This window comes from Yimella sp. RIT 621 (assembly GCF_004146205.1).
In the GTDB taxonomy this organism is placed as follows: Bacteria; Actinomycetota; Actinomycetes; order Actinomycetales; family Dermatophilaceae; genus Yimella; species Yimella lutea.
In genome coordinates, this window is record NZ_SEIP01000004.1 from 120,365 (window position 1) to 142,979 (window position 22,615).

The window sequence follows — 22,615 nt, forward strand, 5'->3', positions numbered from 1 at the left end:
ATTTGCTAGCGCGTCGAGCCCGGCTCGACGCGCAACCTCCCGTTACCCCGGGAGGTTTTTCGTTTGCCGGGCCACCCGCACCCGGAAGCGAAGCGGAGAGCCGGGGCTCGGCCAGACCACCAAGCCGAACGCACCGACGAGGACCGATGATGAGCGCCTTCCACGTCTACGACACCACCCTGCGGGACGGTGCCCAACAGGAGGGTCTGAACCTCTCCGTCGCCGACAAGCTCACGATCGCCGGGCTGCTCGATGACCTGGGTGTCGGGTTCATCGAGGGCGGGTGGCCGGGGGCGAACCCGAAGGACACCGAGTTCTTCAAGCTGGCCGCAGCCGGCGAGGTGCTGTTGAGGAACGCTCTGCTGGCGGCGTTCGGGTCGACCCGGCGGGCACACGGCAACGCTGCCGACGACCCTCAGGTGCGGGCGCTGCTCGATGCTCGGACGCCGGTCGTCACCATCGTCGCCAAGTCGCACGTACGGCACGTTCAGGATGCGCTGCGCACCTCGCTCGAGGAGAACCTCGCAATGATCCGCGACACGGTGGCGGTGCTCGTCGGTGAGGGTCGGCGAGTGTTCGTCGACGCCGAGCACTTCTTCGACGGTTACCTCGCCGATCCCGCATACGCATCCGACGTCGTCTGCTGTGCGACGGACGCCGGAGCCGAGGTGGTGGCGCTGTGCGACACCAACGGTGGGATGCTGCCCAGCCAGGTGTTCGAGGTCGTCCAGAAAGTGCAGGACGCCACCGGCGCACAGCTCGGCATTCACTGCCACAACGACACCGGCTGCGCCGTCGCCAATTCGATCGCAGCAGTCCAGGCCGGGGCGATGCACGTGCAGGGCACGGTCAACGGGTACGGCGAACGCACCGGCAACGCCGACCTGATCACGGTGGCGAGCAACGTCCAACTCAAGCTCGGGCGCGAGGTGATCGACCCCGACCGGCTCCGGAACGCGCTGCACCTCAGCCACGCGATAAGTGAGATCACCAACATCGCACCGCAGGGGCGCCAGCCGTACGTCGGAGCGTCCGCGTTCGCGCACAAAGCCGGACTGCACGCGTCCGCGCTGCGGGTCGACCCCGATCTCTACCAACACATCGACCCGGCGCTCGTCGGCAACTCGATGCGCACCCTGGTCTCCGACATGGCCGGGCGGGCGAGCATCGAGCTGAAGGGCAAGGAACTCGGGTACGACCTGTCCGGCAGGCCTGACGTACTGGCTCGAGTCGTCGAACGGGTGAAGGCGCAGGAACAGGAAGGGTGGACCTTCGACGCCGCCGACGCCACCTTCGAGCTGCTGCTGCGCGAGGAAGCGTCCGGCGAGCGGGTGCAGTACTTCGACACCGAGTCGTGGCGGTGCATCATCGACTCGTCGCCCGGTGACCTGCCCGCGCTGGCCGAAGCGACGGTGAAGATCCACGCTGCGGGGGAGCGGCACGTGGCGACGGGGGAGGGGAACGGTCCCGTCAACGCGCTGGATCACGGTCTGCGAGAAGCACTTTCGGCTACCTACCCCGAACTGGCGTCCTTCGAGTTGATCGACTTCCGGGTGCGCATCCTGGACGCGGCCACCGGTACGGACGCCACCACGCGCGTCCTCATCGAGACCCGCGACGCCGACCGCACCTGGACGACCATCGGCGTCGCTCCAAACATCGTCCATGCCAGCTGGCTCGCTCTTGTCGACTCCTTCAGCTACGGCTTGCTCAAGCGCGGGGTTGAGCCGAGGTAACTCGAAATGCACCAGGTGACTGCGTATACGGCGTTCCCTCCTGCACTTCCCGTCACCTCGATGCCGGCTGTGGGCAGCCGTGGTCTGGAACAACGGTCGGACGTGGGTCGATCTCCCGGTTACGATTCGACGATTGCGCGCACGGGTGCGCACCAAAGGGAAGCAGGAACCTCCAGCACCGCGAGCAGGCGCTGACGCAGGGGACGGGCGCGGTCGGCGAACGCTCGCTGCTGGCGGACGTACTCGGCCTTCCCTTCAGGGGTCTCGACGGCTACCGGGGTGTGGCCGAGGGACGTGACGTCGTATGGGGAGGCTCGCATGTCGAGCAGGCGGATCTCGCGGGCGAGGTCGAAGCAGTCCATCACCAGTTCGCTCGGCACGAGCGGGCTGAGTTTGAAGGCCCATTTATAGAGGTCCATGCCCGCGTGCAGGCAACCTGGTTGTTCGAAGTTCGCCTGTGAATTACGTTCGAGCACAGCCGAGTTGCGAGGAACGGCGTCCGGGGTGAAGAAGCGGTAGGCGTCGAAGTGGGTGCACCGCAGATCGTGCGAATCGACCACGTCGTCGGTGCCGGCATGCCCCAGACGAAGGGGCAGTTGTGCGTGGCGCACCTCGTCCGCGGGCGTGCGGTAGGCCATCGCCCACTCGTGCATCCCGAAGCACGACAACTGCATCGGACGCTCCGATGTCACCGACAGCAGCCGGCGAGCCAACTCGAGTACCTCGCCCTTGCGCTCGATGAACGCGGGCACGTCGACGGACGCGCCCCCGTCGTCCACTCGGTAGAACGCCCAGTCGGACCGTTCCTGAGCTCCGCCCAGGACGACTCCGGCGCCCGGGTGCCACACACGCAGGTGCGAGGGCTTTAACGGGTAGTACTGGAAGAGGAAGTCGTCGATGGGGTGCTTCAGACCGCGATCGCGGCGGTGAATGTGTGCGGCAACGGAGGCGTCGACCCGCCGCTCGTGGGCGAGCGAGCGGGCTCGCCAGTCGTCCTGCGAGAGCACCTGCGCCACGCGAGCACGGTAGTCGGGTGCAAACGCAGCGGGAAATCGGAGCCGGGAAACGTCCGACGTGGCAGAGTGAGCCAGATCACACCCCGCTAGGAGAGCACCCCCATGAAGCGTTCCATCGCACTGTCAGCAGTACTCGCCGTCGCCGGATTCACTGCCGCACCGGCCGCATCCGCCGGAGCAGACAATCCGCACGCGTCGTCCGGAGCCTATGTGGCACTGGGGGATTCGCTCGCGGCCGGCTACCAGCCGGGGCTCGGCGACAACAAGACCGGAGGCTACGTCGGCGGCGTGTACGCCAACCTGCGGGACAAGTACCGCGGCGCCAAACTCGTCAACCTTGCCTGCAGCGGTGAAACCAGCACGGGCATGATCGCCGACGGCCGGTGCACCTACCCGGACGGCCAAAGCCAGTTGGAGGCTGCCGTCGATCTGATCCGGTTCCAGAAGGGCAAGGTCCGGCTGATCACGCTCAACATCGGTGCCAATGACGTCCAGCGGTGTGTGAAGGGCGGTGCTGTCGACATGCCGTGCGTCCAGGCCGGACTCACCGCCGTCGCTCGCAACCTGCCGCAGATCACCACCGCCGTCCGGGCCGCGGCCGGCGCCCAGACCCAGATCGTCGTCCTCAACTACTACAACCCGTTCCTCGCGGCCTGGGCCGCCGGCAACCCGCAACTCGCGCAACTGTCGACCATGTTGCAGGGGCAGCTCAACGCTTCGATCTCGTACGCGGCCAAGGCCGCCGACGCGAAGGTCGCCGATGTCGCGACGGCGTTCCGCAGCACCGACTGGACCCCGACGGCCTCCGGTGTGCCGACGAATGTCGCGGCGATCTGTGCGCTGACGTGGATGTGCAGCAAGACCGACATCCACGCCAACGACGCCGGCTACGCGTTGATGGCCTCGACGGTCAACCCGCTGGTGGTGGGCCCGATCCGTCCGGCGACGGCGTCAGTAGGCTGAGGGGGTGCGAATCTGCCGATACACAGATGGTGAAGACCCCTACTTCGGACTCGTCGACGGGGCGGGCGAGAAGATCGCCCAGATCAGCGGCGACCCGCTCTACACCAAGATCGAACTGACCGGAGTCACGACGACGGTCGACCGGGTGCGCCTGCTTGCACCGGTCATCCCACGGTCGAAGGTGATCGGCATCGGCCGCAACTACGCGGCCCACGCACAGGAGATGGGCGCCGAGCCGCCGAAGGAACCGATGATGTTCCTCATCCCCAACACCGCCGTCATCGGCCCGGACGACCCGGTGGTCATGCCGCCGCAGTCCGAACGGGTCGACTATGAGGGCGAAGTGGCCGTGGTCATCGGACGCATGTGCCGCGACGTGTCGCCCGAAGAGGCTGCGAAGTCGATCTTCGGCTACACCTGCGCCAACGACGTCACCGCGCGCGATCTGCAGAAGTCGGACGGTCAGTGGGCCCGGGCCAAGGGGTTCGACACGTTCTGCCCGATCGGACCGTGGATCGAGACCGACCTCGACCTGTCGGATCTGCGGGTCCGCACCCGGCTGGACGGCGAGACCGTGCAGGACGGTACGACGGCCGACATGATCCACGACGTCCCGACGCTGATCTCGTACGCATCGCAGGCGTTCACGCTCCTGCCCGGTGACGTGATCCTGACCGGCACGCCGGAAGGTATCGGTCCGGTGCAGCCTGGTCAGCGCGTCGAGGTCGAGGTGCAGGACATCGGCACGCTCGCCAACCCCTACGTGCGTCACTGAGCCGTCGGCCCGTGGTCATGCTGTGACCATTTGCACGTCGACCTGATTCGGCACTGTCCGCGCCCGGCCCTAACCTGGTTCGGTGTCTGGCGCACCCATCGGGATCTTCGACAGCGGCTACGGCGGTTTGACCGTCGCGCGCGCTGTGCTCGATCAGTTGCCGCACGAATCGATCGCCTACCTCGGCGACACCGCGCGGGCACCCTACGGACCGCGTCCGATCGCGCAGACCCGTGAGTACGCGCTGCAGTGTCTCGACCGGCTGGTTGCGCACGGGGTGAAGGCGCTCGTCATCGCCTGCAACACCGCGTCCGCCGCCGTGCTGCACGACGCGCGCGAACGCTACGACGTGCCGTTGGTGGAGGTGATCCGCCCCGCGGTCCGCCGCGCCGTGAGCGCCACTCGCACCGGCAGGGTCGGTGTGATCTCCACGAAGGGCACCCACCAGTCCGGTGCCTACCTGGACGCGTTCGCCGCGGCGCCCCATCTGCAGGTGCGCTCGCAGCCGTGCCCGCGGTTCGTGGAGTTCGTCGAGGCCGGCATCACCGGTGGTCCCGAACTGCTCGAGGTCGCTCGCGGATACCTCGAACCACTGCAACAGGACGGCGTCGACACCGTCGTCCTGGGCTGCACCCACTACCCGTTGCTGACCGGTGTCATCTCGTACGTCATGGGTGACGGGGTGACTCTGGTGTCGTCCGCCGAGGAGACCGCCAAGGACGTCTACCGCGTGCTGGCCGATCGCGACCTGCTCGCGCCGGCATCGGACGGCATGCCCGGCCTGTCGTTCACCACGACCGGAGACCCTGAGGAGTTCCGCCGCTTGTCCAAGAGGTTCCTGGGGTTGCCGCCCGAGTTCGACGACGTGTTCGAGAACAACTTCCATCAGGTGGGAGTGACCGGATGAGGCTCACCATCATCGGCTGCTCCGGTTCCTTCGCCGGCCCGGACTCTCCGGCGTCCAGCTACCTGGTGCAGTCCGAGCACGAGGGACGCACCTGGAACCTCGTGCTCGACATGGGCCCTGGTTCGCTCGGCGCGCTACAGCGGCACATCGAACTCGACGCGATCGACGCCATCGTGATCAGTCATCTGCACCCTGACCACTGCCTCGACCTGACCGGACTCTTCGTCGTCACCAAGTACCACCCGACACGTGGCCCCCTGCCGCGCGTGCCGGTCTACGGCCCGCAGGACACCGCCGCGCGCATGTCCCGCGCGAACGGGGTGACGCTCTGCGAGGCAGCCGACCCGCACGGCATGGACAGCGAATTCGATTTCCGCACATTGGTTTCGCTGGACGCGTTCCAGGTCGGCCCGTTCACGATCACTCCGCACCGGGTCAATCACCCGGTGGAGGCGTTCGGCTTCCGCGTCGAGGCCGACGGCAAGGTGTTGGCCTATACCGGCGACACCGACAGCACCCCTGATCTGCTGCCCCTGCTGCGTGACGCCGACCTCGTGCTTGCCGACTCGGCGTTCTGCGAGGAGCGCGATGAGGTACGCGACATCCACCTCACCGGACGGCGCGCGGCCGAAGCTGCCGTGGCCGCAACCGGAGTCCAACGCCTGATGCTGACCCACATCCCGGCCTGGAACGACCCGGAGGTCTGTCGCGCCGAGGCAGCGCAGGTCTGGCTCTCGAAGGTCGAGCTTGCCGTCTCCGACGAGGTCCACGACATCTGAACTGCCTTGCGTCGCGGCCGGGTTCGGGCTTGGCTGAACACATGGTCCGTTACCCGAAACCCCTGCAGGCCGGCGACACGATCGCTGTGACAGCGCCGTCCGCCGGGTGCGAACCTCGCCACCAAGGTCGGCTCGACTTCGCGCTGAAGTGGTTGCGGGACAAGGGTTTCGAGGTCATCGAGGGCAATTGTCTGCGTGGTGGCACGCAGGTCAGCGCACCCGTCGCGGAGCGCGCCGCAGAACTCAACGCCTTCCTCACCGACGCCTCGATCAGCGCGGTCGTGCCGCCGTGGGGAGGGGAGACGTCCATCGACCTGATCGACCTGCTCGACTACGACGCGATCCGTGCCGCCGAACCGACTTGGCTGGTCGGCTTCAGCGACACGAGTACGCAATTGCTCGCCGTGACGTTGCGCACCGGGCTGGCCACCCTGCACGGGCACAATCTGATGGACACTCCGTACGACCTGCCGCAGGGATTGGCGCCGTGGTGGGTCGCGGCGGCGACGCCTGCCGGCGGCACGTTCACTCAGCACGCCGCGACCCACCGGCGTCCGCCTGGTTTCGACGACTGGGAGAAGGACCCGACTCCCACGACGATGCCGCTGAACGTGCCGACCTCGTGGAAGGTGCTGCACGGTCCCTCGTCCTTGGAGATCAGCGGACGGTTGATCGGCGGCTGTGTCGAGGTGTTGTCGCCGCTGGCCGGAACGGCGTACGGCGACGTGCGGGCGTTCGGCGAGCAGCACGCGTCCGATGGTCTGCTGGTCTATCTGGAGGTCTGCGAACAGGGCGCCTACGACGTCGCCCGCGCGCTGCACGGGATGCGACTGGCCGGCTGGTTCGACAACGCCAACGCCGTGCTGCTGGGGCGCACCTCGGCTCGGGACGCGCAGTACATGAGCCAGCACGACGCCGCCATCGACGCACTCGCCCGACTCGACATCCCGATCATCGCCGACATGGACTTCGGCCACGTGCCGCCGTACATGTCGTTCGTTAACGGCGGGCTGGCGACCGTCACGGTGGACGCCGGCCGACGGAAGATCTCGCAGACGCTGCGGTGAACGCGTGATCCGCGCGGCGTTGCATGCCGTTGGGTGTCCGATGGCTTGCGTCCTAGTCTGGAGCGCATGACCGACGCCACTCCTCAGACCCGACACGACGGCCGCGCGAACGACCAACTCCGCGACATCAAGATCACCCGCAACTGGCTCGACCACGCCGAGGGCAGCGTGCTCATCGAGTTCGGCAAGACCCGGGTGCTCTGCGCCGCATCGTTCACCGAAGGTGTGCCGCGTTGGCTCAAGGGCCGTGGAACCGGGTGGGTCACCGCCGAGTACGAAATGCTGCCGCGCTCGACGAACACCCGCAGTGACCGCGAATCGCGCAAGGGCAAGGTCGGCGGCCGCACACACGAGATCTCCCGGCTGATCGGACGCTCGCTGCGGGCGATCATCGACACGAAAGCGTTGGGGGAGAACACGATCGTGCTCGACTGCGACGTCCTCCAGGCGGACGGTGGTACCCGCACCGCAGCCATCACCGGGGCGTACGTGGCCGTGCAGGACGCGATCGAGGACGCCCGGGCGAAGGGCCTGATCGCCAAGAACGCGCAGCCGCTCACCGGATCCATCGCCGCCATCAGCGTCGGCGTGGTGAAGGGCGTTCCGGTCCTCGACCTGGACTACCCGGAGGACTCCACCGCCGAGACGGACATGAACGTCGTGATGACCGGTGCCGGTGGCTTCGTCGAGGTGCAGGGCACTGCCGAGGGTGCACCCTTCGACCGCGACGAACTGAACGCGCTGCTCGATCTCGCCGCCAAGGGCATCGGCGACCTCACCCGTCTGCAGCAGGAAGCGCTGGACACGCCCGCCCGCGAGCGTTCACGATGAGCGACCTGGTCCTCGCGACCCGCAACGCCGGCAAGATCGCCGACCTGCAGGGGCTCATCGACTCCGAGCCCGCGCTGGACGGGCTGCGCGTGGTGGGAGTGGGAGATTTCCCCGAACTCGAGGACGTTCCGGAGACCGGGCTGACCTTCATCGAGAATGCCACCCTGAAGGCCAAGTACGCGACCGAGAAGTTGAATCTGCCTGCGGTTGCTGATGATTCAGGAATCTCGGTGGACGTGCTCGGCGGCTGTCCAGGTGTGTTCAGCGCGCGCTGGGCAGGACGTCACGGCGACGACCAGGCCAACATCGACCTGCTGCTCGCGCAGACCGCCGACGTGCCGATCGACAAGCTGATCGCTCGCTTCGAGTGTTCGGTGGTGCTCGCGATGCCGGACGGTGCGTTGCACTCTGCCACCGGGGTCGTCGACGGACGGCTCACCAGAGAGCAGCGCGGCACCAACGGGTTCGGGTACGACCCGATCTTCGAACTGCCTGACGGCCGTACGTTCGCCGAGTACACCGCAACCGAGAAGCACGCCGCCTCTCACCGCGGCCAGGCCTTCCGTGCGCTGGTGCCCACCCTCGTCCGGCTGTTCACCTGAGACGATCGCGCAGCGGGTGCGCGACCGCAGCGTGACGCGGCGCTACGCCGACGACTGGGAGCGGACGGTTTCCAGCTCTTCAACCAGATCTCATCGCTTGGCGCGTATGTCCTGGCCGCGTCCACGCTGCCGTTCATCGCTCGCAAGCGAGTCTGCGTCGGGGACCGAAAGTGCGCGAGGGGGGACTCGAACCCCCACACCCGAAGGCGCCAGGACCTAAACCTGGTGCGTCTGCCAATTCCGCCACTCGCGCAAGCGCACCAAGACTAGATCACCGGAATCCCTGCGTGGATTCCGCGCAGGTAGGAACATGCGTCGATCCAGGAGGTGCGCGGATTTCTGCAGGACGCGGCTCAGGCCAGCTTGAGGGCCTTCTTCAGGGACGCGACGTGGCCGGTGGCCTTGATGTTGTACTTCGCCAGTTCGACCTTGCCCTCGGGGTCGACGACGATCGTGGAGCGGATGACGCCCACGACGGTCTTGCCGTAGAGCTTCTTCTCGCCGTAGGCGCCGTACGCCTCGAGCACCGACTTGTCCTCGTCCGACAGCAGCGGGTAGGTCAGCGACTCCTGCTCCACGAACTTCTCCAGCTTGGCGACAGGGTCGGGGGAGATGCCGACGACGTCGTAGCCGGCCTCGGCCAGGCCGGCGAGGCTGTCGCGGAAGTCGCAGGCCTCCTTGGTGCAGCCGGGGGTCATCGCGGCCGGGTAGAAGAAGATCACCAGGTGGCGTCCGCGGTAGTCCGACAGTGACACCGATCCGCCTTCACTGGACGGCAGGGTGAAGTCGGGTGCGGGATCCGACATTGCGAGACGAGTCATGGGGTCCTCCGAACGTACTGGCGGGTCTGTCTGCGTTATCGTCTCAGGCAGTCCACGAACCTCAAGGAGTAACCCCATGGCCGACAAGCCGGCACCGAAGAACGCCAAGGAGATCGAGGCCGAACTCCAGGCGTCCCGTCAGCGCTTGGCAAGCACCATCGACGAACTCGCCTTCCGCGCGCAGCCCAAGGAGGTTGCCAAGCGTCAGGTCGAGGGACTCAAGCTGAAGGCCAACGACATGACCCGCACCTCCGACGGCGACGTCGCCGAGGACAAGGTCGGCAAGATGGTCGGCGGAGCCGGAGCGTTCCTGCTCGTGCTCGGCCTGCTGCGCCGTCTCCGTGGCTGAGGAGCACAAGCACAACCTTCCGATTCGGATGCTGCACGACCGTCTGCTCGTCAAGGCGGACGGTGAGGGCGGCGAACGGCGGTCCGGTGGCGGCATCGTCATCCCGGCCACCGCGGCGATGGGCAAGCGACTGGCCTGGGCCGAGGTCGTAGCCGTCGGGCAACACGTCCGGCAGGTGCAGCTGGGTGACCGGGTGCTGTACGACCCGGACGAGAAGGCCGAGGTCGAACTGCAGAGCCGCACGTACATCCTGCTTCGCGAACGCGACCTGCACGCGGTTGCGGCCCAGCGGGTGGACGACGGATCGACCGGTCTCTATCTGTGAAAAAATGACTGCGGGGCAACCGAATCGGTTGCCCCGCAGTCATTTCGGTTCAGGAACCGAGCACCTCGGAACGCGCGTCGATGAACGCCTGGACGCAGGTGCGCACGTCGTCCTCCGAATGGGCGGCGGACAGCTGGACGCGGATCCGGGCCTTGCCCTTCGGGACGACCGGGTAGCTGAATGCGATCACGTAGACGCCACGCTGCAACATCGCATCGGCGACCTGTGCGGCCTGGCGCGCTCCGTCCTCGCCGGGGAACATCACCGGGGTGATGGGGTGCGAGCCGGGAAGCAACTCGAAACCGGCGTCGGTCATCAGCTCACGGAACAGCTCGGTGTTGCGGCGCAGCTGCGCGCGTCCTTCGCCGGATGAGCGAGCCAGCTCCAGTGCCCTGCGCGACCCGGCGACCACCGAGGGTGCGACGGCGTTGGAGAAGAGGTACGGACGAGACCGCTGGCGCAGCAGGTCGACGATCTCCTGGTGTGCGGCGACGTAGCCACCGGAAGCGCCACCGAGGGCCTTGCCGAGGGTGCCGGTGACGATGTCGACGCGGTCGATCACGCCGCAGTGCTCGTGCGTGCCGCGTCCGCCTTTGCCGACGAAACCCACGGCGTGCGAGTCGTCCACCATGACCATCGCGCCGAACTCCTCGGCCAGGTCGCAGATCTGTTCCAGCGGCGCGTAGTAGCCGTCCATGGAGAAGACGCCGTCTGTGACGATGATCACGCGGCGCGCGTCCGCGTCCTTCGCCGCCTGCAGCTGGGTGCGCAGATCGTCCATGTCGGCGTTCTGGTAACGGAACCGCTTGGCCTTCGACAGGCGGATGCCGTCGATCAACGAGGCGTGGTTGAGCTCGTCGGAGATGATCGCGTCCTGCGCCTCGAACAACACCTCGAAGATGCCGCCGTTGGCGTCGAAGCAGGAGGAGTAGAGGATCGCGTCGTCGGTGCCGCAGAAGTCGGCCAGTTCGCGTTCGAGGTCGCGGTGCTGGGTCTGGGTGCCGCAGATGAAACGCACGCTGGCCATGCCGAAACCCCACTCGTCCAACGCTTTTCGCGCCTCAGCGACAACGTCGGGGTGGTCGGCGAGACCGAGGTAGTTGTTCGCGCAGAAATTCAGTGCCTCGCCGGCCGTGGTGGCGACGTGGGAGGACTGCGGGGTGGTCAGTTCGCGCTCGCGCTTGGTGAGTCCGGCGTCGTCGATCTCACGCAACGACGCGCTCAGCTGGTCCTTGATGGCGTACATCTCAGCTCCAATCCATGATGACCTTGCCGCAGTTGCCCGATCGGGCAACTGCGAACGCGTCCTGCCATTGTTCGGCGGGGAAACGGTGGGTGATGACCGACTGTACGGCGCGCTTGAGTTCCGGGGAGGTCGAGAGCATCGCGCTCATCGCGTACCACGTGTCGTACATCTCGCGGCCGTAGATGCCCTTGATCGTGAGCATGTGTGTGATGACCCGGCCCCAGTTGACAGCGAAGTCGTCACCGGGTAAGCCGAGCATCGCGATGCGTCCGCCGTGGTTCATGTTGTCGATCATCTCGGCCATTGCCTGCGCGTTGCCCGACATCTCAAGGCCGACGTCGAAGCCCTCGCGCATGCCCAGTTCGCTCTGGACGTCGGCGATCCGTTGCTGCGCCACGTTGACGACCCGGTCGGCGCCGACGCCGCGGGCCAGTTCGAGGCGGTAGTCGGAGACGTCGGTGACCACGACGTGCCGTGCGCCGACGTGCTTGGCGATCGCGGCCGCCATCACGCCGATGGGTCCGGCGCCGGTGATGAGGACGTCCTCGCCGACCATCGGGAAGGACAGTGCAGTGTGGGTGGCGTTGCCAAACGGGTCGAAGACAGCACCGAGGTCGGGATCGATGTCGGCCGGCTGCACCCACACATTGGACGCCGGGATCACGACGTAGTCGGCGAACACGCCGTCGCGATTGACACCAACGCTGTTGGTACGGATGCAGACCTGTCGCCGGCCGGCGCGGCAGTTGCGACACTCGTTGCAGACCACGTGGCCCTCACCGGACGCACGCTGCCCGACGGTCACGCTGTCGACGCCGGGACCGATCCCGACGACCTCGCCGTAGAACTCGTGGCCGATGACCAGCGGCGGTTTGACGATCGAGGACGCCCAGTCGTCCCACTGCTGCAGGTGCAGGTCGGTGCCGCACAAACCTGCTCGCAGCACCCGGATCTTCACCTCGCCGGGGCCGACGGTGGGTTCTGGAACGTCGATGAGTTCAAGTCCGGGGGCTGCCGATGTCTTGGCCAATGCACGCACGTTCGGCCATCTTGCCAGGAAGTGTGATGAAGACAACAGCGGCGCGTCGTGGGTGTCCACGCACACTTGCGGCGTGCGCGAATAACGACGAAGGCCAGGCAGATTGCCTGGCCTTCGTGACTGGTGCGCCATCAGGGACTCGAACCCCAAACCCGCTGATTAAGAGTCAGCTGCTCTGCCAATTGAGCTAATGGCGCAACGAGGAACAACATTACCCCACGGCCCGGGCCAGTGTGAAATCGGTTGAGCGCGGCCGGTTGCAAGCGCGCGCTCGCCGTGTCGCGACCAAGTGCCACCGGGCGCGAATGCCCGCGCGGCCCCGATTCTCGGTAGGTTCCCTGGTAGTAACTGTCTGCCTCGGAGGACCTGAAACCCATGACCGTCCTGCACGACGAAGTGATTGACCGGCCGTTCGACGAACCCCCGGAGTCACCCGCCAAGCCCGACTGGAAGGTCGCGTTCTCCCGCGCCCGCTCGAAGTTCTCCCAGGACGGCGGCACCGACGCCGCGGCGGCACTCACCTACTACGCGATGCAGTCGCTGTTCCCCGGCCTCATCGCGGTCATCTCGCTGCTGAACATCTTCGGCAACGGCAAGGAGACGACGCGCAAACTGGTCGAGTCGATCGGCCGGATCATCGGCAAGAGCCCCGAGGATCTCAGCGCTGTCACGAGCTTCATCGACAACGTGCAGGCGACCCCCGGCGGTGGCGTCGCCCTGATCGTCGGTATCGGTGGTGCGCTGTGGTCGGCGTCCGGTTATGTCGGTGCGTTCAGTCGTGCGCTCAACCGGATCTACGCGGTCGAGGAGGGGCGCTCCTTCCTCAAGCTCAAGGGCACCCTGCTGCTGGTGACTGCCATCGAGATCGTGCTCATCGTGCTGGTCATGCTGTCGCTCGTGCTCAGCGGTGGCGTTGCCAAGGAGGTCGGCAGTGCGATCGGCCTCGGTGACACCGCAGTGATGGTCTGGGACCTCGTGAAGTGGCCGTTCGTGGCGCTCGTGGTGATCGGCATCATCTCGATGCTCTACCGCACCACCCCGAACGTGCGACGTGCCAAGGGCAACCGGCTGTTCAGCTCCGGTGCGGTGGTCGGCTTCGTCGTCTGGGTGCTCGCGTCGCTGGCGCTCGTCGCCTACATCGGCTTCACCCAGGGCGCCAGCTACCAGAAGACCTACGGTGCCTTCGCCGCCGCGATCATCCTGCTGCTGTGGCTGTGGATCACCAACATCGCGCTGCTGTTCGGTGCCGAGCTCGACGCCGAACTCCTGCGCACCCGCCAGTTGAAGTCGGGCCTGCCCGCGGAGCGCCTCATCCTGCTGCCCGCCCGCGACACCGACGGCATCGACAAGAAGATCGAGAAGGACGAGAAGCAGGTCGCCGACGCGATCGAGCTGCGAGTGAACTCCGGAGGAAGCATGGACGCCTACACCGGCCGTGACAATGCCGAGACCGCCACCGCGCGCGACTTCGGGCTGGCGATGGGTCCGAGCCAGCACGGCAAGGTGGGCAACGGCTCGGCGCCGGTCGACCGTGAGCCGGCTACCGTCCTGACGCGACCCACGCGCACCCGTGAGTCGATGCCGACCGACCCGAACGACGCCGCCGTCTACGTCCAGAACTCACGTGACGCCCGTCGCGAGGAAGCGTTGATCGCCGCCGCGCAGGAGCGCAAGGTGCGTGAACGTAAGACCGCGCAGGAGGCGAAGGTCAAGAAGAAGCAGGCCGAGAAGGAGAAGGAGCGGCGCGAACTGGAGAAGGCGCACAAGGACGCCTTGCCGTTGGCCAAGGAGTGGGAGGCGGTGGACGCCGTGCGCGCGCAGTTCGCCCCGCGTCCGAGTGCCGAGCGCGACCGCATCCTGGCCGAGCGCGAGTCCCGTCGTCAGGCTTTCAAGGTGGAGCAGGCGGAGGCGAACGCAGCCAGGGCGCAGGAGGCACGCGAGAAGAGGGCGTTCGAACCGACCGCCGAGAGCAAGGCGTTCGTTCCGGGTGAGGCGGAAGGGCCGCAGGGTGCGCCCCCGGCGCCGAGCGTGCTGGAACAGCAGGTCGCCACGGAGCGGGAGAAGCGACGCAACGACTGGTACGCCGCTCGCGGACTCTGACCGCGACAGGCACGAAGAAGGCCCGGTGACGATTCGTCACCGGGCCTTCTCATATGGGGTGAGTGACGGGACTTGAACCCGCGACCACCGCGACCACAACGCGGTGCTCTACCAGCTGAGCTACACCCACCATGCAGATGCCGCCTACGTGAGGCAGCGCGGACTATCCTACCTGCTCTCGGACAGTGCTTCTGACCAACCCCGGCTCAGCCGGATGTGGTCTCGCTTTCGTTCCCGACGACGTGCTTGGCGGCCAGCGCGCGGGCCGTCTTGGAGTCCGGCCCGGGCTGGGGTACGAACACCGCCTCGCGGTAGTAGCGCAGTTCGGCGATGGACTCGGTGATGTCGGCCAGGGCGCGGTGACCGCCGCCCTTCTTCGGCGCGTTGAAGTACGCGCGGGGATACCAGCGACGCGACAACTCCTTGATCGATGACACGTCGATGAGGCGGTAGTGCAGGTGGGCGGTCAGTTCCGGCATGTCGCGGGCCAGGAACGCGCGGTCCGTGGCCACGGAGTTGCCGCCGAGCGGCCACTTGCCGGCTTCCGGGGCGTGCTGGCGGATGTACTCCAGCACCTGCTGCTCGGCTTCGGCCATCGTCACGCCTTGGTCGAGTTCGTCGAGCAGCCCACTGCTGGTGTGCATGTCGCGGACGAACTCGTTCATCTGCTCGAGCGCGGTCGGCTCGGGCTTGATGAGGACGTCGATGCCGTCACCGATCTGGTTCAGCTCGAAGTCGGTGATCAGTACCGCGACCTCGATCAGGGCGTCCGCCTCGAGGTCGAGGCCGGTCATCTCGCAGTCGATCCAGATGATGCGTTCGTTGCTTGTCTTGTCCTCACTCACACCCTGCAGCCTAGAGCCGCACGAAGCCGATCGTCGGTAGGGTCTTCGCCATGGGGATCCTGCCGGACAGTGTCCGGACGCTGTCCAGAGCGGAGCTCGCACACCTCAACGGACGGCGTCCGCTACTGCGTCGCGCCATCTCCTGGACCATCGGGATCGTCTTCTTCGGGCTCTGCCTCGCTGTGGTTCTGGCGAGTCTGCACGCTCAATCCGGGCTGACCGCAACGGTTCTGGGCATCGCGACAGGTTTTGTGGTGCTCGGCATCGTCGTACCGGTCTTCCTGTGGCTCGACCGGTTCGAACCCGAGCCGTGGGGAATGCTGCTGTTCGCGTTCCTGTGGGGGGCGTGCGTCGCGACGGTCGGTGCCGCACTGCTCAACGACATCGGTGGCTACCTGATCGGGGCGACGGCGGAGAACAACGCTCCGGTCGCCGTCTTCGTCGCTCCGCCGGTCGAGGAGGCCCTCAAGGGTCTGGCACTCATCCTGCTGATCGTGTTCCGCCGCAAAGAGATCGACGGCATCGTCGACGGAATGGTCTACGCCGGCCTGTGTGCGGCCGGCTTCGCGTTCGTCGAGGACATTGTCTACCTCGCCAACGGCTATGCCGACTCCGGTGAAGAGGGCCTGTTCGGCACGTTCATCGTCCGGGTGTTGATGAGTCCGTTCGCGCATCCAATGTTCACCATCTGCATCGGGATCGGCGTGGGGATCGCGGCCACATCCCGCGGATTCGCCATGCGCGTCCTGCCGCCGCTCATGGGCTTCGTCTGCGCCGTCATGTTGCACATGGGATGGAACGCGCTCGCGATCCTCGCCGAAGAGGGCTGGCTGCTCACCTACGTCCTGGTGCAGGTGCCGCTGTTCTGTGCATTCGTGGCTCTCTTGGTGATCGCCCGGCGCCGGGAGTCGGCCAGGATCGGCGAGCAACTGTCGGGATACGTCGACAGTTCGTGGCTGTCTCCGCCCGAGGTACGGATGCTCGCGTCCATGTCGGAGCGCCGGTACGCGCGTGCCTGGGCGAAGTCCCACGGTGGCAAAACGCTCGAACTCCAGATGGAGCAGTTCCAGGACATCGCGAGCGAACTGGCCATGCTGCGGGCCCGGATCAACCACGGCGACCACGGACCCGACTCGTTCGCGCGTGAACACAAGCTGCTCGAAGCGCTGTGGATGTTGCGTCGCCCGTTCCTCGGCACACCGCTCTACCGGCATTACGAGTGGACGCCGATCGGTCGCCCGCCGATGCGCACCCCGCTGCGCTGACCGCGTCCATCGGTGGGTCGGTCTAGACTTCCCGCCGTTGCCCCCTTAGCTCAGCTGGATAGAGCAAGGGCCTTCTAATCCCTAGGTCGCAGGTTCGAGTCCTGCAGGGGGCGCCATCCGCAGGTTGGTCCATCGGTGTGGGCGTCCGGGGTCGCAGCGGACTCTAGACTCCTACCCGTGAGTCAAGTCCCTGATCCGTCCCGATTGCCTGCCGCTCTCGACCAACTGCGAGCAGCCGTCGAAGGGACGCACTTCCCGTTGGAGACCCCGCGTGCCGAGCAGGCCCGTGCCGGTCGTGGTGATCTGCTGAATCAGTTGCGCGACTACATCATTCCGCGCGCCAACTCCCTCGACGCGCCCTTGCTGGCGGTCGTCGGTGGGTCCACCGGCGCGGGCAAGTCGACCCTCGTCAACTCGATCGTGGGGGAGACCGTGACGACGCCCGGCGTGCTGCGACCCACCACGCGTGCATCGACGCTCATCCACCACCCCGACGACGCGCACTGGTTCACCACCAAGCGGATCCTGCCCGAGCTGGCCCGGCTGACCGGCGACTCCGCCGGAGCCCACGACCCCAACACGCTGCGACTTGTCGCCAGCGTTTCGGTGCCGCGTGGACTCGCGCTGCTGGATGCGCCCGACATCGACTCGGTCGTGTCCGCGAACCGTGACCTGGCCCGGCAGCTGCTCAGCGCCGCCGACCTCTGGATCTTCGTCACCACCGCCACCCGCTACGCCGACGCCGTGCCGTGGGAGTTGCTGCAGCAGGCGATCCACCGCGGGACGTCGGTAGCGGTCGTGCTCGACCGGGTGCCGATGGACGCGATGGAGGAGGTGCGTGCCGACCTCGCCGGGATGCTGATGGAGCGCGGACTCGGTCAGTCGCCGGTCTTCGCCGTTGCGGAGTCGACGTTGTCCAAGACCGGCATGCTTCCGGTCAGCGAGGTGACTCGCATCCGCGGGTGGCTGAGCTCCCTCGCTGCCGATGCTCACGCCCGCAGCATCGTCATCCGACGCACGCTCGACGGCGCGCTGGACTCCTTGAACGAACGCGGTCGGTCATTGCAGTCGCTGTCGCAGGAACAGCGTTCTGCCGCAGACGAATTGCGTCAGGCTCCGCAGCAGGCGTACTCCGCAGCGCTCGATGGCGTGAAGGAAGGCGTCCAGGACGGTTCGTTGCTGCGTGGCGAGGTGCTCGCGCGTTGGCAGGAGTTCGTCGGCACGGGAGAACTACTGCGCCAGCTCGAAGCAGGCGTCGGGCGCATGCGAGACCGGGTCGTCGGAGCACTGCGTGGACGCGGGCGTGCCGAACCCGCCGAGAACCTCGGCGAGGCGTTGCATTCCGGCGTCGCGGCTCTGCTGGTCAACCACGCGGAGACTGCGGCGATCGCCTCGGCGCGGGCTTGGCGCACCACTCCCGGCGGGGCGCCGATCATCGAGAAGCATCGCGAACTGGGCTCTGCGTCAAAGGGATTCGGAGAGCAGGTGGAGCGTGCGGTTCGCGACTGGCAGGGCGACGTGATGGACATGGTGCGTGAAGAAGCAGGTTCGCGGCGCACCACCGCACGGTTCCTCGCCTTCGGTATCAACGGCATCGCGGTCATGCTCATGCTCATCTCGTTCTCCGCGACCGCCGGCCTGACCGGGGCCGAGGTCGGCATCGCCGGTGGATCGGCGGTGCTCGCGCAGCGACTGCTCGAAGCGATCTTCGGTGATCAGGCGGTGCGCACGCTCAGCGCGAAGGCGCGTCGCCTGCTCCTCGAGCGCACCACAGAACTCTTCGAGGCCGAGGAGCAGCGGTTCGAGAAAGTGCTGTCGGATGAGATCGGCCAGGCGTCCACGGACGACCGGATCGGCCCGGCGCTCGCGGCAGTGAAGGCGGCACGATGAGCCCCGATCTGTTCAAGCGGAAGTCTGGCGGCGTCGTCAGCAACGAGGCGCTGCAGCAGCGTGGCAAGGCGCTGGAGACAGCGATCGAGCACGGCGGTGAGCGACTCCCGGCGTCCAATGTCGCGGTTGTTCGCGACCTGGAGCGCAAGGTCGCCGAACGCAGTGGCATTGCCGGTGGACGCACGGTCGTCGCACTTGCCGGAGCGACCGGAAGCGGCAAGTCCAGCCTGTTCAATGCGCTTGTCGGCGAACCGGTTTCGAGGATCGGTGCACGGCGTCCGACCACCTCTCAGGCCGCCGCTGCGGTCTGGGGGGAGGATCCGTCCGGTCCGCTGCTCGACTGGGTCGGGGTGGGAGCCCGGCACCAGGTGCCGCTCGCCGCACCGACCACCGGGACGCTCGACGGTCTCGTGCTGCTCGATCTTCCCGACTTCGACTCCAACGTCATCGCGCACCGGCACGAGGCCGACCGCGTCCTGAAGCTGTCGGATGTCTTCATCTGGGTCACCGACCCGCAGAAGTACGCCGACGCCGTCCTGCACGACGACTACATCCGCTCGATGGCCGGCCACGCGGCGGTGACGATCGTCGTCCTCAATCAGATCGACCGGCTCAGCCGCGAGGCGGCCAAGGCCTGCATCGCCGACCTGGAGAAGCTGCTGGAGCGTGATGGTCTGAGCGGGGTGAAGGTGCTCGCCACCTCGGCCGCCCAGGGCATCGGCCTGGACGAGCTGCGCACCACCCTGGGAAAGGTCGTCGCCCACCGCAATGCCGCCAACCAGCGGCTGGCGGCCGACCTGCGTGTGCAGGCGGTCGAGTTGCGCAAGCACGTCGCCGACACCGAGCCCGAACTCGGGCGCAAAACGGGTGACGAACTCACCGATGCCCTCGCCAAGGCCGCGGCCGTGCCGGTCATCGGTCAGGCTGTCGAACGCGACTACCGGCAGCGCGCTGCTGCGCACGGCGGGTGGCCGTTCACCCGGTGGGCCAACAAGCTCCGCCCGGCGCCGCTTTCTCGCCTGGGCCTGGACAAGGTCGCCTCGCAGCTGACCCGGTCCGAGGGGCAGCGTGCTCTCGGCCGTTCCTCGCTGCCGCCCGCCTCGCCGGCGGCTCTGGCGGCGGTGGACCTGGCGACTCGCCGGCTCGGTGAGCGGGCCGCCGAGGGGCTCCCGCAGCCTTGGGCGGACGCGGTGTACGACGCCGCTTCGCCGCAGAACGACGACCTACGCGACTCGCTCGACCAGGCGGTGATGGGTACCAAGCTGCGCGATCGCGACCCGGTCTGGTGGACCGTGTTCTCGATGCTGCAGTGGCTCTTCGCGGCGATCGCCCTCGCCGGTCTGCTGTGGCTGCTGCTGCTGGCAGGTCTTGGCTTTGCTCAGATTCAGCTCGATGTGCCCACGTGGGGCTGGATCCCGATCCCGGTGCTCATGCTCGCGGGCGGGCTCCTGCTCGGGCTGTTGCTTGCGGTGCTCTCGCGTTTCCTGGCCGCCAAGGGCGGACGTCGTCGGCGCGCTGCCGCCGAACGCCGCCTGCGCGACGCAGTGTCCGAGGTCGGTGAGATCAAGTTGGTGGCGCCCGTGCGAGCCGTGCTCGCCGAGCACCGGGCGACTCGCGAGGCGCTCGACCAGGCGGCACGCTGAGTTCTCCACAGCCCACGATCGAGGCCGCCGTCGTCCACACCCGGACGGCGGCGGCTTTCGCATCCCCGCGCCCGGGACGAAGGTTCGACCAGGCCGAACGGTCGGCCGGCAATCCTCGAAGGGAAGAACCATGGGCAACCACGCAACTGTCACCATCACCGGCAACCTCACCGCCGACCCGCAGGTGCACGACTTCGACAGCGGATCGCGCAAGGCGAGGTTCGCCGTCGCGTGTACTCCGTCGACCCGTGACAAGGAGACGGGCGGGTACCGCGACCTGTCGACCACGTTCTACGACGTCGACTGCTGGAACCACCTCGCGCAGAACGTCATGAGTTCACTGCACAAGGGCGACCCGGTGATCGTCACCGGTCGAATCAGTGTCGACTCCTGGCAGGGCCAGGACGGCGGCCAGCGGCAGAAGGTCGTCGTCACCGCGTCCACCGTCGGGCATGACCTCAGCCGCGGCACCGCCCAGTTCCGACGTCCCCAGCGGGAGGAGCCAAGCGAGGTCGGACAGGAGCAGATGCAGCGCGAGGGCGTGCCGGCCTGACCACGGGTGCGGCTCTCGATTGGGAGGGCGCCGCGCCCACCGATAGCCTGACGGGCATGGCTGAGTTCATTTACACCATGACCAAGGCGCGCAAAGCCGTCGGCGACAAGGTCATCCTCGACGACGTGAGCATGTCGTTCTTCCCCGGCGCCAAGATTGGCGTCGTCGGCCCGAACGGCGCGGGCAAATCGACCATTTTGAAGATCATGGCCGGACTCGACCAGCCGTCCAACGGCGAGGCTCGCCTGTCGCCCGGTTACAGCGTCGGCATCCTGTTGCAGGAACCGCCGTTGAACGAGGAGAAGGACGTTCGCGGCAACGTCGAAGAAGGCATGGGTCAGATCAAGAAGGATCTCGACCGCTTCAACGAGATCTCCGAGGAGATGGCCCAGCCCGACGCCGACTTCGACTCCCTCATGGAGGAGATGGGCAAGCTCCAGGAGAAGATTGACAACGCCGACGCCTGGGATCTCGACTCCCAGATCGAGCAGGCGATGGACGCCCTGCGCTGCCCGCCGCCGGACGCTGACGTGACCGTGCTCTCCGGTGGTGAGCGTCGCCGCGTGGCACTGTGCAAGCTGCTGCTGTCCAAGCCCGACCTGCTGCTGCTCGACGAGCCCACCAACCACCTCGACGCCGAGTCGGTCACCTGGCTGGAGCAGCACCTTGAGGCCTACCACGGTGCCGTACTCGCCGTGACTCACGATCGGTACTTCCTCGACAACGTTGCGCAGTGGATCTGTGAGGTCGACCGCGGTCGCCTCTACCCCTACGAGGGCAACTACTCCACCTACCTGGAGAAGAAGCAGGAACGCCTGCAGGTGCAGGGCAAGAAGGACGCCAAGCTCGCCAAGCGTCTGAAGAACGAACTCGAGTGGGTTCGCTCGAACGCCAAGGCCCGCCAGACCAAGAGCAAGGCTCGTCTGGCGCGCTACGAGGAGATGGCGGCCGAGGCCGACCGCACTCGCAAGCTCGACTTCGAGGAGATCCAGATCCCGCCGGGCCCGCGGCTGGGTGCCCAGGTGATCGAGGTCAAGAACCTCAAGAAGGGCTTCGGCGACCGCACTCTCATCGACGGACTGTCGTTCACGTTGCCCCGCAACGGAATTGTCGGCGTCATCGGTCCGAACGGTGTCGGAAAGACCACCCTGTTCAAGACGATCGTCGGCCTCGAGGAGCCGGACGGCGGAGAGGTGAAGGTCGGCGACACCGTCAACATCTCCTACGTCGACCAGAGCCGCGGCGGCATCGATTCGGAGAAGACCCTGTGGGAGGTCGTCTCCGACGGGCTCGACCACATCCAGGTCGGTCAGGTCGAGATCCCGTCACGTGCGTACGTGTCGCAGTTCGGTTTCAAGGGCCCCGACCAGCAGAAGAAGGCCGGCGTGCTCTCCGGTGGTGAGCGCAACCGCCTCAACCTGGCGTTGACCCTCAAGCAGGGCGGCAACCTGTTGCTGCTCGACGAGCCGACCAACGACCTGGACGTCGAGACCCTCGGTTCGCTGGAGAACGCGCTGCTCGACTTCCCGGGCTGCGCCGTGGTCATCAGCCACGACCGGTGGTTCCTCGACCGCGTCGCGACGCACATCCTTGCCTACGAAGGCGATGAGGAGAACCCGGCCAAGTGGTACTGGTTCGAGGGCAACTTCGACTCTTACGAGGAGAACAAGATCGAGCGCCTCGGTGCCGAGGCGGCTCGTCCGCACCGCGTCACTTACCGCAAGCTGACCCGCGACTGACCTCGAGTCAGCACAACGAGCGCCCCGGAGCCACACGGTTGCGGGGCGCTCGTTTCGTCCGGGGTAGGTTCGTGGGACTCACGGCGCCGTCAGCGATCGAAGGCGGGCGGCAACTTCCTCGACT

Annotated in this window: 21 protein-coding genes and 4 tRNA genes; 17 read left to right on the forward strand and 8 right to left on the reverse strand. The window is 66.9% G+C overall.

Annotation, left to right across the window (positions count from 1 at the left end):
• Nucleotides 1-149: 149 nt before the first annotated feature.
• Complete coding sequence (gene cimA, locus EU513_RS05250; protein ID WP_129624848.1) at nt 150-1,736, forward strand: citramalate synthase; 1,587 nt, start codon at nt 150-152, stop codon at nt 1,734-1,736.
• 119 nt (nt 1,737-1,855) lie between these two features.
• Here cimA and EU513_RS05255 read toward each other — a convergent pair whose 3' ends face one another.
• A complete protein-coding gene (locus EU513_RS05255; RefSeq protein WP_129624849.1) occupies nt 1,856-2,752 on the reverse strand; it encodes a 3-methyladenine DNA glycosylase in 897 nt (298 codons plus the stop codon).
• A 102-nt stretch (nt 2,753-2,854) separates the two neighbouring features.
• Between EU513_RS05255 and EU513_RS05260 the strand changes: the two genes are divergently transcribed.
• From EU513_RS05260 to rdgB, 7 genes are all read left to right on the forward strand, one after another.
• Nucleotides 2,855-3,715, forward strand: coding sequence for a GDSL-type esterase/lipase family protein (locus EU513_RS05260; protein WP_129624850.1), 861 nt, complete (start codon nt 2,855-2,857; stop codon nt 3,713-3,715).
• A gap of 4 nt (nt 3,716-3,719) precedes the next feature.
• Nucleotides 3,720-4,490 (forward strand): fumarylacetoacetate hydrolase family protein, encoded by a 771-nt coding sequence (locus EU513_RS05265; protein ID WP_129624851.1) that lies wholly within the window; start codon nt 3,720-3,722, stop codon nt 4,488-4,490.
• 82 nt (nt 4,491-4,572) lie between these two features.
• Nucleotides 4,573-5,397: a glutamate racemase gene (murI, locus tag EU513_RS05270; protein WP_129624852.1), complete on the forward strand. Its 825-nt coding sequence runs from the start codon at nt 4,573-4,575 to the stop codon at nt 5,395-5,397.
• Nucleotides 5,394-6,176 carry an MBL fold metallo-hydrolase gene (locus EU513_RS05275; RefSeq protein ID WP_129624853.1) on the forward strand — a complete coding sequence of 261 codons (783 nt, stop codon included), beginning with the start codon at nt 5,394-5,396 and terminating at the stop codon, nt 6,174-6,176. The genes murI and EU513_RS05275 overlap by 4 nt, the downstream gene beginning before the upstream one ends.
• A gap of 41 nt (nt 6,177-6,217) precedes the next feature.
• On the forward strand, nt 6,218-7,243 hold the full coding sequence (locus EU513_RS05280; protein ID WP_129624854.1) for a S66 peptidase family protein: 1,026 nt from the start codon (nt 6,218-6,220) through the stop codon (nt 7,241-7,243).
• Nucleotides 7,244-7,309: 66 nt separating this feature from the next.
• On the forward strand, nt 7,310-8,074 hold the full coding sequence (gene rph / locus EU513_RS05285) for a ribonuclease PH (RefSeq protein WP_129624855.1): 765 nt from the start codon (nt 7,310-7,312) through the stop codon (nt 8,072-8,074).
• The gene (gene rdgB / locus EU513_RS05290; RefSeq protein ID WP_129624856.1) at nt 8,071-8,676 is read left to right on the forward strand and encodes an RdgB/HAM1 family non-canonical purine NTP pyrophosphatase; all 606 of its coding nucleotides are present in this window, start codon (nt 8,071-8,073) and stop codon (nt 8,674-8,676) included. The genes rph and rdgB overlap by 4 nt, the downstream gene beginning before the upstream one ends.
• Nucleotides 8,677-8,847: 171 nt before the next feature.
• Here rdgB and EU513_RS05295 read toward each other — a convergent pair.
• Nucleotides 8,848-8,929, reverse strand: a tRNA-Leu gene (locus EU513_RS05295).
• A 100-nt stretch (nt 8,930-9,029) separates the two neighbouring features.
• Nucleotides 9,030-9,497, reverse strand: a complete 468-nt coding sequence (gene bcp, locus EU513_RS05300) for a thioredoxin-dependent thiol peroxidase (protein WP_129624857.1) — start codon at nt 9,495-9,497, stop codon at nt 9,030-9,032.
• Nucleotides 9,498-9,573: 76 nt separating this feature from the next.
• Here bcp and EU513_RS05305 point away from each other — a divergent pair, with 76 nt between their 5' ends.
• Together EU513_RS05305 and EU513_RS05310 are read left to right on the forward strand one after the other, a co-directional pair.
• Entirely contained in the window at nt 9,574-9,846 is a 273-nt protein-coding gene (locus EU513_RS05305; protein ID WP_129624858.1) for a DUF3618 domain-containing protein, read from the forward strand.
• 28 nt (nt 9,847-9,874) lie between these two features.
• Complete coding sequence (locus EU513_RS05310; RefSeq protein WP_129624966.1) at nt 9,875-10,171, forward strand: co-chaperone GroES; 297 nt, start codon at nt 9,875-9,877, stop codon at nt 10,169-10,171.
• Nucleotides 10,172-10,220: 49 nt separating this feature from the next.
• Here EU513_RS05310 and EU513_RS05315 read toward each other — a convergent pair whose 3' ends face one another.
• The 3 genes from EU513_RS05315 to EU513_RS05325 all read right to left on the reverse strand — a co-directional run bounded on the left by EU513_RS05315 (nt 10,221) and on the right by EU513_RS05325 (nt 12,653).
• Nucleotides 10,221-11,417: a glycine C-acetyltransferase gene (locus tag EU513_RS05315; protein ID WP_129624859.1), complete on the reverse strand. Its 1,197-nt coding sequence runs from the start codon at nt 11,415-11,417 to the stop codon at nt 10,221-10,223.
• 1 nt (nt 11,418) lies between these two features.
• The gene (gene tdh / locus EU513_RS05320; RefSeq protein ID WP_129624860.1) at nt 11,419-12,456 is read right to left on the reverse strand and encodes an L-threonine 3-dehydrogenase; all 1,038 of its coding nucleotides are present in this window, start codon (nt 12,454-12,456) and stop codon (nt 11,419-11,421) included.
• Between the two features lie 121 nt (nt 12,457-12,577).
• Nucleotides 12,578-12,653, reverse strand: a tRNA-Lys gene (locus EU513_RS05325).
• Between the two features lie 178 nt (nt 12,654-12,831).
• Between EU513_RS05325 and EU513_RS05330 the strand changes: the two genes are divergently transcribed.
• Nucleotides 12,832-14,556, forward strand: coding sequence for a YihY/virulence factor BrkB family protein (locus EU513_RS05330; RefSeq protein WP_129624861.1), 1,725 nt, complete (start codon nt 12,832-12,834; stop codon nt 14,554-14,556).
• A gap of 54 nt (nt 14,557-14,610) precedes the next feature.
• On the opposite strand, the gene EU513_RS05335 is transcribed toward EU513_RS05330, so the two are convergent.
• Nucleotides 14,611-14,686 (reverse strand) — tRNA-His (locus EU513_RS05335).
• A 76-nt stretch (nt 14,687-14,762) separates the two neighbouring features.
• Nucleotides 14,763-15,410, reverse strand: a complete 648-nt coding sequence (orn, locus tag EU513_RS05340; protein ID WP_370447345.1) for an oligoribonuclease — start codon at nt 15,408-15,410, stop codon at nt 14,763-14,765.
• 41 nt (nt 15,411-15,451) lie between these two features.
• On the opposite strand from orn, the gene EU513_RS05345 reads away from it, so the two are divergent.
• The 6 genes from EU513_RS05345 (at nt 15,452) to ettA (ending at nt 22,491) form a co-directional block, all read left to right on the forward strand.
• Nucleotides 15,452-16,666, forward strand: coding sequence for a PrsW family intramembrane metalloprotease (locus tag EU513_RS05345; RefSeq protein ID WP_129624862.1), 1,215 nt, complete (start codon nt 15,452-15,454; stop codon nt 16,664-16,666).
• A 39-nt stretch (nt 16,667-16,705) separates the two neighbouring features.
• Nucleotides 16,706-16,782, forward strand: a tRNA-Arg gene (locus EU513_RS05350).
• A 61-nt stretch (nt 16,783-16,843) separates the two neighbouring features.
• Nucleotides 16,844-18,556 carry a dynamin family protein gene (locus EU513_RS05355; protein ID WP_129624863.1) on the forward strand — a complete coding sequence of 571 codons (1,713 nt, stop codon included), beginning with the start codon at nt 16,844-16,846 and terminating at the stop codon, nt 18,554-18,556.
• Nucleotides 18,553-20,199, forward strand: a complete 1,647-nt coding sequence (locus EU513_RS05360; RefSeq protein WP_129624864.1) for a GTPase family protein — start codon at nt 18,553-18,555, stop codon at nt 20,197-20,199. The genes EU513_RS05355 and EU513_RS05360 overlap by 4 nt, the downstream gene beginning before the upstream one ends.
• Before the next feature lie 130 nt (nt 20,200-20,329).
• The gene (locus EU513_RS05365; protein WP_129624865.1) at nt 20,330-20,752 is read left to right on the forward strand and encodes a single-stranded DNA-binding protein; all 423 of its coding nucleotides are present in this window, start codon (nt 20,330-20,332) and stop codon (nt 20,750-20,752) included.
• A 56-nt stretch (nt 20,753-20,808) separates the two neighbouring features.
• The gene (gene ettA / locus EU513_RS05370) at nt 20,809-22,491 is read left to right on the forward strand and encodes an energy-dependent translational throttle protein EttA (RefSeq protein WP_129624866.1); all 1,683 of its coding nucleotides are present in this window, start codon (nt 20,809-20,811) and stop codon (nt 22,489-22,491) included.
• Nucleotides 22,492-22,615 lie beyond the last annotated feature (124 nt).

Bases quoted from the DNA above. Each gene is read 5' to 3' on its own strand.
- cimA (WP_129624848.1), top strand. From the start codon at position 150: ATGAGCGCCTTCCACGTCTACGACACCACCCTGCGGGACGGTGCCCAA.
- EU513_RS05260 (WP_129624850.1), top strand. From the start codon at position 2,855: ATGAAGCGTTCCATCGCACTGTCAGCAGTACTCGCCGTCGCCGGATTC.
- EU513_RS05275 (WP_129624853.1), top strand. From the start codon at position 5,394: ATGAGGCTCACCATCATCGGCTGCTCCGGTTCCTTCGCCGGCCCGGAC.
- EU513_RS05280 (WP_129624854.1), top strand. From the start codon at position 6,218: ATGGTCCGTTACCCGAAACCCCTGCAGGCCGGCGACACGATCGCTGTG.
- rph (WP_129624855.1), top strand. From the start codon at position 7,310: ATGACCGACGCCACTCCTCAGACCCGACACGACGGCCGCGCGAACGAC.
- rdgB (WP_129624856.1), top strand. From the start codon at position 8,071: ATGAGCGACCTGGTCCTCGCGACCCGCAACGCCGGCAAGATCGCCGAC.
- bcp (WP_129624857.1), bottom strand. From the start codon at position 9,497: ATGACTCGTCTCGCAATGTCGGATCCCGCACCCGACTTCACCCTGCCG.
- EU513_RS05305 (WP_129624858.1), top strand. From the start codon at position 9,574: ATGGCCGACAAGCCGGCACCGAAGAACGCCAAGGAGATCGAGGCCGAA.
- EU513_RS05310 (WP_129624966.1), top strand. From the start codon at position 9,875: ATGCTGCACGACCGTCTGCTCGTCAAGGCGGACGGTGAGGGCGGCGAA.
- EU513_RS05315 (WP_129624859.1), bottom strand. From the start codon at position 11,417: ATGTACGCCATCAAGGACCAGCTGAGCGCGTCGTTGCGTGAGATCGAC.
- EU513_RS05330 (WP_129624861.1), top strand. From the start codon at position 12,832: ATGACCGTCCTGCACGACGAAGTGATTGACCGGCCGTTCGACGAACCC.
- EU513_RS05345 (WP_129624862.1), top strand. From the start codon at position 15,452: ATGGGGATCCTGCCGGACAGTGTCCGGACGCTGTCCAGAGCGGAGCTC.
- EU513_RS05360 (WP_129624864.1), top strand. From the start codon at position 18,553: ATGAGCCCCGATCTGTTCAAGCGGAAGTCTGGCGGCGTCGTCAGCAAC.
- EU513_RS05365 (WP_129624865.1), top strand. From the start codon at position 20,330: ATGGGCAACCACGCAACTGTCACCATCACCGGCAACCTCACCGCCGAC.
- ettA (WP_129624866.1), top strand. From the start codon at position 20,809: ATGGCTGAGTTCATTTACACCATGACCAAGGCGCGCAAAGCCGTCGGC.